This is a genomic window from Phyllobacterium sp. SL163, assembly GCF_049896885.1.
Lineage (GTDB): Bacteria > Pseudomonadota > Alphaproteobacteria > Rhizobiales > Rhizobiaceae > Phyllobacterium > Phyllobacterium calauticae.
Window position 1 is genome coordinate 38,583 of the sequence record NZ_JAFCVE010000015.1, and the last position, 10,791, is coordinate 49,373.

A 10,791-nucleotide genomic window follows, 5' to 3' on the forward strand; every position below is an offset into this window, starting at 1 on the left:
CTATGCCCTCCCCTCACCATTGAGCGCCTTGATCACCGGAATGACCGAATACTGGCCAATTTCAGCCCTGTCGGTCAGCGCGCGCAGATATCCGCCGGGTGAGCGAATTTCGCCAGCCCGCTCCAATATTGCGGCAATCGTGATGGAAGCATTGATATCCCCCATGGTTTCACGCGCCCTCTCCCAGGCATCCGGCGAAATACCGAGCATGGAGCGGACGAGACCGGCGGTCTGCATCAGATCACGCCAATCCCCGATGTCATTGCGGGCATAATCCCGGATTTGCGGGCAGGCTTCCAGGACGGCGCCCAACGGCAGCGCCGCGGTCTTCACCGGCCCGGCGGCCAAATCCCCCGGCCGGGTATCGCTGTGCTGCGCCCGTTTCAGTTTGGCGTCCAGCAACCGCTGGCGCATTTTTGACATTGCCTGGCTGCGCCCGGCTTCCGCCTTGCGGTCTTCTTCCGTTTTAGCATCCCCGTTACCTGCCGTTTCAGGCGCTGCCGTTCGTTTCTGGCTTTTTTCGGAAGCCCTTTCAAAATGGTGGTCTATATTTGAATTCTGAATATGGTGCTCAGAAGAAGAGTCAGTGCCGCTCATTTCTTCGTTTGAAAGTGTGTCGAGATAGGCTTTTTCGACCTTGCTGCGCAGATCAGCAAGCGCGTCCCGCCTTGCTTTCATGGTCTCCAATGGCAGATGCCTGCTGACGCGCCCCGAAAGGGCTGCCAGTTCATCCGCATAGGCTTCCCACGCGCCTGGACGTTCCTCGCTCAGTCCGGCGTCAATGGTCTTGGAGACATCGCGCAGATGGATGGTGATCTCGCTGCGGATGCGATGAATGGCGCGCTCCATGTCCCGTGCCGCGGCCGCATGTTCCCTGATTTCATCAACGCGGAGCGCGAGCGGTGACAAATCAAAGCCAAATGCATGCTCGATTTCCCCGCCTTCCCCGCGCCGGGCATAGCGTTTGCCGTTCGGGCTGTCGCGACGGATGATCAATCCCGCTTCCACCAGCGCGGCAAGATGCCGACGAATGGTCGCGGACGACATGCCACGCGTGCGCATGGATAGCTCCGCATTGGACGGAAACACCACCAGCGGTGCGCTACCGTCGAGCAAAGTCTCGGGATAGAAGCTCAAAAGCGCTTCCAGCACGGCAATGGTGCGATCCGACAGGAAGAAAGCCGCGCGCGCCTGCGTCAATTCCCGCAGCAGCGCCCATTTTTCCGGGTGATTGGCATCGCTGCCGGCCAGCTTTTCACGGGCGCGGGCTGTCTTTTCCTGCACCGCGAACATGGCATGCGACAGCGATCGCCCGCCAAACGGCGTCGTTGCAAAACGATCAGTCATTTTCTCTACCTCAAATTGAGGCAAGGGAAAGGTGTTGCCGGAACGCGTCCAACGCTTGACAAGTCAGGTAGGAAGTGATTCTCTAAAATTGCTACATTGAAGAGGGCTTCCGGAGCGGTAACGTTCTGGGGGCCTTTTTTCTTGCCGTTGTTCCTTCTCTTTGTTCTTTCCGTTCAACGCTTACACAAAACCAGAATAACGCCTGTCTCAGGCTTTTTGCTCGCTCCTGTAGCGCTGCAAAAGCCCGTTTAACTCGCCAGCCACAAACTCCACGAACCCCTCGGGAACCGTGTCGGCAAAACTGATCGACCGCTCCTTTCTGCTGTTCAGAAGCTGGGCGATGAAATCACCATTGCCGTCGTGTATATGCCTTGCGGCTGCAGGATCGGCTTTGGCTGCCGCAGCTGGCCTGTTGAGCTCCAGCAGCCGCTCGAACACCGCTTCAAAGCGGCCGTCACTGCCCTGCAGCTTGAAATGGTCCTGCTGCACAATCGCCTGCGCTGCCGTTCGGCCATCCGGCTTCTTCAACAGATCAGCCAGTTTGACCCAGCGCGGCCGGCCGATTTTGGGTGCGGGGCCAATGGCCTGCAGAATGGGCTTCGGAATGGCATCCACAACCTGGAGGTAGCGGGTCATCTCGGCTTTGTGCAAAGCCAGGGCATCCTGCACCACCGACCGGCTGAAACCGCGGTCAATCAGGTTGCGGGCAAAGAAAGCCCGTTCGATAAAGGAGAGATCGCGCCGTTCGGCATTTTCCTTGCCCTGCGCCACCACAAGCTGGGCATCGCTCAGCTCACGGACGATCGCCTGCACCGGCAGCTTGAGTTCCGCCGCCGCCCGCAGACGGCGATGGCCGTAGGCTGTCTGGTAGTACCCCTTCCGCTCCGGATGCGGCCGGACGAGAATGGGAACCTGCTGGCCATTCAGCTTGATGCTCTCGACCAGTTCCCTGAACGTCTCGTCAAGGCCGAAATCGTGGCTCAGCCGGTCTTCGACAAAAGAATACTCAATAAGCTGGGGATCAATCTCGATGACCCGTTCCGCTCCCTCGAGACTTTCTCTAATCTTGCGGGCATCCTCCAGCTCACGCGAGATACCGCCGAGCGAAAGGCCCATAGCCTTGATGGCACCGGACGCCGTGCGCTGCTTCGGTTGCTCAGAAGGAGGAGTGTTGTCCATCGGAGCCGCATTGAGCGGCGTCGGCTCCGGCTGGGGAGCCGTATCCACCGTTCCGAAAAGCGCTTTGAGTTGATCCCTGCGGTTCTTGTCAGTCATTTGCTTGCCTCACACAGGCCGGTTCCAGGCCTTGAAAATCAGGCCCTGGATTTCAGCATTGACGGAGGACAGCGATTCAATGGCCCGGTCATAGGTTGCCCGGGTGAAACTGTCGCGTGAAACTTCATAAAGCGTCTGCTTGGTCAGGCCAGCGTCGGAAAACGCCGTCGATTTCACCACGGCCGATGTCAGCACGCGATCGCCAAAGAGCGAGCGCAGGAAGCCGGCAATCTGCTGCTGCGGCGCGTCATTGGGCTCAAAGCGGGTGATGAGATAGCGCATGAAATCGAAATTGAGTTCGCCGCCCGCCTCGCGCACGACGGCCAGAAGATCCGCCGTCATGAACAGGAACTGGCTCATGGATGCCACATCGAGCATCTGCGGATGCACCGTGACGAGAACCGACGTCGCGGCGCAAAGCGCCGACAGCGTCAAAAAGCCGAGCTGCGGCGGGCAATCGATGACGACCACGTCGTAATCATCCGAGATCGTATCCAGCGCCGCCTGCACGCGGGCAAAGAACAGCTGCTGTTCGATGCTCTGCTGCGCGCCATGCTGGCGGTCGGCGAGCATCTGCGGTGTGGTGTGCTCAAATTCCTGCAGCTCGAGATTGCCGGGAATAAGATCGAGCCCGTCAAAATAGGTCTTGCGGATGATGTCGCGCATCAGGCGCCGTTCACCGTCATAGCGAATGGCCCCGTAGAGCGTATCATTGCCGGTCAGATCGAGTTCCGGCTGGTAACCGAACAGCGCCGACATCGATGCCTGAGGGTCAAGATCGACTGCAAGGACGCGAAACCCGGCCATGGCCAGATGCTGCGCCAGATGCGCGCTCGTCGTGGTCTTGCCGGAACCGCCCTTGAAATTGGTGACCGCAATCACCTGCATATGCTCATTGGCCGAGGGATCGCGATGCGGCAGATAGGTTCTGGCCTTCGGGCCGCCGGCTTCGGCGAGATGATGGCGCAGCGCATTGATCTCGGCGAGCGAGTAAAGCCGGCGTCCATTGGCACCGGTTTCCGGCTGGGGGCCCTCGCCGGCGATGGAAAGCTGGCGCAGATAGCCGTCGGAAACACCGATGAGCTTTGCCGCCTCGCCGCTGGTGAATTTGCGCAGAGCCTTCTGGGCGGTCGGCGGAAACAGTCGGTTGCGCATCGCCTGCAACTGCGCCGACAGCATTTCTGCGTCGGCAGCGATGGCCCGGTCTGCGGTCAAGGCAGCGGATGGCTGTGGTACAGCCGCCAATTGCGCGCCATCCGGTTGAGTTGTCTGTACCGCATTCATCATAGTCACGTATCGTTCCTGTGCGCCTGTTCAATAGAATCGCATCAGCGCAGGATGAGGATGCGCCGATTCGACAGAAATACCAAAAAGGGTAACGCTGACCGGTGGTTTAACGCTGCAAAACAGCACTAACATTCAGATTTACGTGTAACGCTTATATCGCAGGATACCCCTTAAAACCGTAAGTAAACTGCTGAAAGAACCGAGTCGCGTCAAGCACTTTATAGTTAACGCAAATTAACCATTAAGGCAGCGTCCTTAAGCCCCATGCGGGCCACTCTGGTCGATCCCAAGACTTCAAGAGGGGTGAGACCAGCATTGCGCACCGTTATGCGTAGATCAGGGGCGTTTTTGAAGCCGTTTGACACCTGACGACGGACATGGAGGACTTCGTCGAAAGGCAGATCGTGCCGCCGTGGCTCCATGGACAAACCCTGGCCCCGCATTCTACTGTGGCGGTCACGGGCACGTACCACATGAGTCGGACGCGGGCCGCGGTTTCAGTCCAAAGGGAAAAACATGCGCATTCGGTCGATGATAATGGGGGCAACTGCCTTGGTGGCGGTTGGAGCGTTCACTGTGCACGCGCAGGCCGAAGGGTTCGAAAACATTGTGCTCTCCGCAAGCAAGGACGCGAACGAGACCCAGGCGACATTTGCGCCGGATACGGCCAAGATCTTCCTCTCCGCCGACCTGACCGACGAGGTGGCCTCGGGATCAAAGCTAACCGTGAGCTGGATTTCGGTGGATTCGGGCGGTGTCGCGCCGGCGAACTACAAGATCGACGAGGCCAGCTTCGAAATCGGCAAGATCGAAAACCATATCGACGCCTCGCTTTCCAAGCCGGACGCTGGCTGGCCTGTCGGCACCTATCAGGTGCAGATCGCCGTTGACGGCACGATGAAGGAAGCGGTCGACTTTTCCGTAAAGTGACCGGCGCACGCCAGGTGGCCCTACTCCATGAGTAGGGCGTCGCCGCCCGCCATCGACTGCGGCGCGAGAAGAATGCGTTTCGGATTTACTTTCAATGCGGGCAAGCCATGCTGGTCCAGCCCATTGAAGACAGTGTGCATTATTACGATTGAGGTCCCGAGTTGGGCTTGTTCTCATCCTGCCCAGCAAGCTCAACCTCATCTGAAACTGCACACGAATAGCTTATATTTGTCGCCAGAACGCTTGAGATGCCTGTCTGCGGCGGCGTTCGGTAAACGCCACGGCAAGAATGACCGAGGCGATTGTGGTGGCACCGACTGCGAGCAGGTAAAGCCACGGCACCGACATGGTTTCTGGCGGCGGATCAAAAACACCCGTCAGCATCCTGATGAGAATACCAGCCGTTATCACGCCCGTAACAAGACCGAACGTCAAACCTCCAAGCAGAATGATGGCGGCCTCGCTCCACAAGAATGCCGCTAGCTGGGCTGGCTTGACCCCGATTGCGTTGAGAATGGCATAGTCGCGACTTCGGTCAATAAAACCGAGGGCAAGCATGAGCCCAGCCGAGACAATCGCCATGATGAGCGCGAACACCAGTTCAATCGAGGTCAAGCCGCGAAGATCGACTGCGGTAAGGCTGGAGCCAATCAAACGGCTGACCGAGCCAATATCCACGATTTTCAACGACGGGAACGAGCCCAGTGATACGCTGGCCGCGCGCGCGACCGCTGCCGGATCGATGCTTGTACGCAGCAGCACATATTCAGCCGTCGCGTCGCCGGTAATTTTTGCAACATAGTCCATGTTTGCGACCAAAAACGAATCTTTCGGCGCAGTGGGAAACTCCCTTACGACACCGATGAATTTAAACGGGTAGGCATGATACTGATGGTCGGCCGCGGTTTGCAGGCGCAGGTTTATCGTGTCACCCGCTTTGAGCTGAAAATCCCTTACCGTTTCCTCCGACACGAGAACCCCGTCTGGCGTTTTCAGGAGCCTCGCCAGATTGTCGGCGGCAGTTCCCGTAGAGAAAAAGGCGTCGGACAGTTTCGTTGCAGCCTGAATGCGTGCGGGATCGATTCCATATAAATCCTGCAAATCCGTGCCGACATAGGCGAAGCGATGCTGCATGGGACGCGCTACCGTGACGCCTGGAATGGATTCCAATTGCGCCAATTGGCTCCCCGCAGGTTGCAATGTCGTACCAAAAACGGTGACGTCGGAGCCGTTCGTCAGTTCGGCATCCACATGCGCCTGATCGTTGAACGTGCGATTGAAAACCGCCGTGGAGGTTGCAAACGACACCGCCATCGTGACCATGGCAATTGCGAGCGTCAATCGACCGGCTTGTCGTGATAGCGAGGACGATACAACCTTCGTCATCGACCCGCTCACAGGCATGACCATCGCGCGCAATATCGCGCCATTCCCACGAATGATGAAACCACAGATGCGGACACAGAAAAGCGCAGATCCTAGCCAGAACAGGATCGGAGCAGCGAATGCCGTATAGTCGACGGCAGTCGCTGCAACGCCTTCCGTTGCCAGAACGACCTGGTAGCCATGTGCCGCCGAATGCCAAAAAATAGCTGCCGCCGACAAGATCAGTACGATATCTGCATAGAATTGCTGCCAAAGCGGTACCGCAGCGGGTTCGACTGCTTTTCGGGCAAGCTGAACGGTTCGAAGCCGCGCCGCATTCCAGGCGGGGAGAATGACCGCTGCCAGGGATAGCAGCATGCCAAAAGCCGCCAGAGCCACGAACAGAAACAGGTGCGATAAATTCAGCGGTACATTTCCCAAGAACGTTCTGGCCAATATGAATGCCAGGATCACTCCACCGATGACACCCAACGGACCAACAACAAACGCCTCCATCGCCGTCAACCAAAGGATTTGACGCATTGATGCCCCGCGAACGCGCATTTGAGCTTGTTCAAGTTTTCTGCGGCCGGCACCTGAAGCGGCAATGGCAAAAGTCAGCATCACCGAAAGCAGTATTCCCGGCACTCCAAGAAACAGAAACAAAACGCGGGCATAGAGGGCATCGCCTCGCACCGCATCCAGCCGTGCTCCAAGATTGTTGGCGAGCAGCGCCGAGCCCGCGACCCGGGCTTCAAGATGACGGCCAGCACCAGTGACATAAGCATAGGCGGCATCAGGGTTTGCAGGTAACTCTGCGCGCGAAAGCTTCGCATGGAACTGCAACTTGATGCTACCGGGAGAAGCTTCTTCCTGTTGTCTGAAAATGTCTTTCCAAATGTTCAAGGGAAGTATCAAGACATTGTCGGGAGGTGCCTGTGGGGCCGATTGGGGAGGCAAACCTATCGATTGGAAAAGTGAATCCGCGTCGGGCAAATCGACAATACGGTCGATTTTTAGCGTCGCGGGCGACAAACCGACACGATGGATCGTAACAATATCACCTGGCTTAACGTGGAGATTTGATGCTGTCTGCTGGGTTATCATCGTACCGCCGTTTGGCGCTGACAATGAGCGGATTTCGGCAGGGAAGCTTTGGAGATAGGCGGCGTCAAATGCGAGCACCTGTCCCGGCCCGGTGGTTTGGGTGGTTCCGTCAGTCGTGGCTTCCAGGCCGGTCACGCCTGCAAAATGCGCCTCCCCCATAGCCGCAACCCTTGCGGATTCAGCAATCGCTTTCTTTATCTCTGCTTTATCGGCTGTAGCCAGAACTTCGACCTGCCAGTCAATCGGCACGCCTGCAATCGCTCTCCTGGTCATCGTTTGGGCGCTGGAGGAAAGAAAGAGGCCGAGACACGCGATCAAGCCGACTGTCCCTGCAATGCCTGCAGCGGTTCCCAAAAGCTGCATGGGGCGGCGCGTGACAAGACCGTATACCCAAAGACCCATCATTTCACGGCACCAATTCGGCAAGAGATGGATTGTCGGTGGTCAGCGTGCCGTGTCGCATCGACCATTGTTTCTCCATGCGCTCGGCGACCCTCAGATCGTGCGTCGCGATAATAAGCGCAGTTGACGTGCCATCGATCTGTCTGAGAAGCACGTCGATCAATGTCCTGGCCGTTGCCACGTCAAGCTGGCCGGTCGGCTCGTCCGCAAGGATCAATCGCGGTTGCGTTACAAGAGCTCTTGCCAAAGCGACACGTTGGGCCTGCCCGCCCGACAACTCTTCCGGAAGCTTCCCCGCCAACCCATCGAGCTGGAATTCAGTGAGCAAGGCCATCGCACGTTGATCAGGCAAGCCCTGCCCGCCTGAAACGATCAGCGGCAAGGCTACATTTTCAAGAACCGTCAGAGCGGGAAACAAACTTTGTGATTGAAAAACATAGGTAATTTTCTCAGGCCGCAGGGTATCTCCGGCACCGAGCGCCGGCCAGACCACAATCCCTCGGGTGGGCCGGTCAAGGCCGCCCAGCAGATAGAGAAGCGTAGACTTGCCACTTCCGGAGGGGCCGGTAAGCGCAATCCGATCCCCGGATATGATCTTGCACGATGACGGCTGCAGGACCGTGCTCACGCCGGATGTTCCGTCCGGAAAGTCCCTTGCAACATCTTTTGCATCGACCAGACATTCAGTCATGGACCACCTTCCCGTCCCTCAATCTGAAAACACGATCCGCGATACCGGACATCGCATCGCTATGGGTCGCAACGAGCGTCGACTTGCCGGCCTGTCGCCGCTTTTTGAAATGCTCGATCAGCTGCGATTCAGTTCTTCTGTCAACTTCAGCTGTGGGCTCGTCGGCGACAAGCAGCACCGGGTCTGCCGCAAGCGCTACAGCCAACCCTGCGCGAGCCGCCTCCCCCCCGGACAGCTCATTCGGATAACCATAGGCACGATGCCGCAGATCGACAGTCGAAAGCAGCATTTCGATGCTGTTCATGTTTGCCATGCCAGCCAGCTGCATCTGAAGTTCGATGTTTTCGGTCACGGTAAGGTGCGCAAGAAGGTTCGGCACCTGTTGCAAAATGCCCAAACGCGTCGCCCTTACGGACGCTCGAAATGCTTCGGAGCGCCGCGTGATCCTCTCACCGGCAATGATGACGTAACCGCCATCCGGTTCTTCAAGGCCTGTCAGGCATGACAGCAAGGTCGATTTACCGCTGCCCGACGGTCCGGTAATCGCAACAATCTCGCCATGCCCAACCTGAAGGCTGACGCCACGCAGCGCCGCCGTTTCATCATCCCCATTGTGGTAAAATCGGTACAATTCATGGGCTTCGACGAGCGGCATGTCATTGCCAGCGAAACGATTGGGACATCATGCGCCATTGATCTGCATTGTCCGCTCCAAATGGTGCATACAGATCGAGCGCGGCAAGCTTTCCATTCCTGAAGTAAAGGTAGCGTCTGTTCTCAAGCCGAACCTGTTTGTTCGTGACGGCGTTTGGCTCGGAATCTGAAGTGTATGAAATCAGGATGGCATTGCCACCTGATACCTTTACGGCGCGAACGCCAGCGACCTTGACCGCTTTTCCAGCGGCCTCCATTTTGGGAACATAGTCTCGCTTTACGGATTCTACCGAGGGCGGCGAAGCGGCGGCGGAAACCATAACCACCACGCCGTCCAATTTGTCGGTAAAGCTGACGCCGTCCGGTCCGTCCTTCCTTGCCCATCCTTCGGGAACTTTCAAAGTAAAGCCGAGAGCGGAGCGATACTCGGTAAAGACTTGGCTATCGGGGATGTCTCCGGGCGTATTCTTTTCCGTCGCAGAATCCTCAACCTGAGGTATCGATGCGGAATACGCTGCCGGCAATGTTAAGAAAGATGATGTGACAGCAGCTCCGAGCACCAAGGCGATCGTGACCGCGGGGTGTTTTTCGAGATATTTGTTCATGGTCATTCCTTCGTGCGCGCCACCATGCGCCATCGAAGACCATAAACATTCAACTTTACGACCGCTTCGCCGCTACCATACGGTTCGGTAAGGCGATCGCCCATACGCACAGCTGGGACAGCGCTCTTCTCGGCGGTCCCGATCAGGCGGGAATTGTATTCGAAGAGCGATATCCGGGCGCTTTTGAGATTTACGGGAAAAGAACTGATGTAAGGTCGTCCGCCAATATCATCATAGAGAATTCCGACTTCGCGAATCCCAAATTGAGATTGCAAAGAGCGCGATTACACCCACTAACCGCTGACGGAAGGAAACACCGCTTTGTTGAAGGGTTTTCAGGCGGCCGTTGCTCGCAGTAAGTTCAATATCGCATTCTTGAGATCTGCTGGGCCATTGATCAGCATATCGGCACCTGCCAAGTCGAGTTCCTCCCGGCTGCCATAACCCCAGGTTACGCCAATCGCTTTCATATTGTTCGCATGCGCCCCGGAAACATCGAATTTCCGATCGCCCACCATCACGCATTTGTCCGGGTTCAACTGGTTCTCTACCAGAATATGCGCGATCAACTCCGGCTTGTGGTCTGTCACAACACCGGGTTCCGAACCGTAAATTCCGGCGAACAGGTCGCTCTGTTCAAGATTTTCCAGAATTCTTCGGGCGAAGAAGACGCGCTTTGACGTCGCCAGAAACAGGTTCATTCCCTCATTGCGAAGGGAATTCAGTGCGGATGGAATCCCATCATAAAGCGTGCTCATCAGAAGTCCCCGAGCGCTGTAGTCGCTGCGATAGGCATCGACCGCATCAGAGATGCGACCGTCGCCGTAGGGTTTGAGCAGATAGCGCATCACCTCCTCGATAGGAGGTCCGATCAACAATTGAATATCCATAACCTCGGGCGGCTCGTGTCCGAGTGCACGCAGGGCGGCACGACAGCTGGACACAATGCCGGGTTGAGAGTCGATCAGTGTACCGTCGAGGTCCAGAAGAACGGAAAGATCAGAATTCGGCATTTGGATTGGATTTCCCCTCGCTTTGTCTTCTTGTATCTGCAACGGACCCCGATCGTCACCCCCAATTCCGATCCGCTTGGCAGCAACAGCGGTCCCAGATTTCAAAATATGGCAG

General features: G+C 57.1%; 9 protein-coding genes. 1 reads left to right on the forward strand and 8 read right to left on the reverse strand.

What is annotated here, in order from left to right:
• The 3 genes from repC to repA form a co-directional block, all read right to left on the reverse strand.
• A complete protein-coding gene (gene repC, locus ACP7B1_RS24200) occupies positions 1-1,347 on the reverse strand; it encodes a plasmid replication protein RepC (RefSeq protein WP_426137388.1) in 1,347 nt (448 codons plus the stop codon).
• Between the two features lie 207 nt (positions 1,348-1,554).
• Positions 1,555-2,622 carry a plasmid partitioning protein RepB gene (gene repB, locus ACP7B1_RS24205; RefSeq protein ID WP_346306456.1) on the reverse strand — a complete coding sequence of 356 codons (1,068 nt, stop codon included), beginning with the start codon at positions 2,620-2,622 and terminating at the stop codon, positions 1,555-1,557.
• Positions 2,623-2,631: 9 nt separating this feature from the next.
• Entirely contained in the window at positions 2,632-3,915 is a 1,284-nt protein-coding gene (gene repA, locus ACP7B1_RS24210) for a plasmid partitioning protein RepA (protein WP_403181546.1), read from the reverse strand.
• Between the two features lie 510 nt (positions 3,916-4,425).
• On the opposite strand from repA, the gene ACP7B1_RS24215 reads away from it, so the two are divergent.
• Positions 4,426-4,839, forward strand: coding sequence for a hypothetical protein (locus tag ACP7B1_RS24215; protein WP_426137389.1), 414 nt, complete (start codon positions 4,426-4,428; stop codon positions 4,837-4,839).
• A 222-nt stretch (positions 4,840-5,061) separates the two neighbouring features.
• Here ACP7B1_RS24215 and ACP7B1_RS24220 read toward each other — a convergent pair whose 3' ends face one another.
• From ACP7B1_RS24220 to ACP7B1_RS24240, 5 genes are all read right to left on the reverse strand, one after another.
• Positions 5,062-7,716, reverse strand: coding sequence for an FtsX-like permease family protein (locus ACP7B1_RS24220; protein ID WP_426137390.1), 2,655 nt, complete (start codon positions 7,714-7,716; stop codon positions 5,062-5,064).
• A gap of 1 nt (position 7,717) precedes the next feature.
• Positions 7,718-8,404, reverse strand: coding sequence for an ABC transporter ATP-binding protein (locus ACP7B1_RS24225; RefSeq protein WP_346306617.1), 687 nt, complete (start codon positions 8,402-8,404; stop codon positions 7,718-7,720).
• Positions 8,397-9,059: an ABC transporter ATP-binding protein gene (locus ACP7B1_RS24230; protein ID WP_403181537.1), complete on the reverse strand. Its 663-nt coding sequence runs from the start codon at positions 9,057-9,059 to the stop codon at positions 8,397-8,399. The genes ACP7B1_RS24225 and ACP7B1_RS24230 overlap by 8 nt, the downstream gene beginning before the upstream one ends.
• A gap of 1 nt (position 9,060) precedes the next feature.
• Positions 9,061-9,663 carry a hypothetical protein gene (locus tag ACP7B1_RS24235; RefSeq protein WP_346306615.1) on the reverse strand — a complete coding sequence of 201 codons (603 nt, stop codon included), beginning with the start codon at positions 9,661-9,663 and terminating at the stop codon, positions 9,061-9,063.
• 335 nt (positions 9,664-9,998) lie between these two features.
• The coding region (locus tag ACP7B1_RS24240; RefSeq protein ID WP_426137391.1) for an HAD hydrolase-like protein at positions 9,999-10,791 on the reverse strand (793 nt) is incomplete at its 5' end.

Excerpts from the sequence above, each read along its gene's own strand:
- ACP7B1_RS24220 (WP_426137390.1), bottom strand. The coding sequence starts at position 7,716 with ATGATGGGTCTTTGGGTATACGGTCTTGTCACGCGCCGCCCCATGCAG.
- ACP7B1_RS24215 (WP_426137389.1), top strand. The coding sequence starts at position 4,426 with ATGCGCATTCGGTCGATGATAATGGGGGCAACTGCCTTGGTGGCGGTT.
- ACP7B1_RS24230 (WP_403181537.1), bottom strand. The coding sequence starts at position 9,059 with ATGCCGCTCGTCGAAGCCCATGAATTGTACCGATTTTACCACAATGGG.
- repC (WP_426137388.1), bottom strand. The coding sequence starts at position 1,347 with ATGACTGATCGTTTTGCAACGACGCCGTTTGGCGGGCGATCGCTGTCG.
- ACP7B1_RS24235 (WP_346306615.1), bottom strand. The coding sequence starts at position 9,663 with ATGAACAAATATCTCGAAAAACACCCCGCGGTCACGATCGCCTTGGTG.
- repB (WP_346306456.1), bottom strand. The coding sequence starts at position 2,622 with ATGACTGACAAGAACCGCAGGGATCAACTCAAAGCGCTTTTCGGAACG.
- ACP7B1_RS24225 (WP_346306617.1), bottom strand. The coding sequence starts at position 8,404 with ATGACTGAATGTCTGGTCGATGCAAAAGATGTTGCAAGGGACTTTCCG.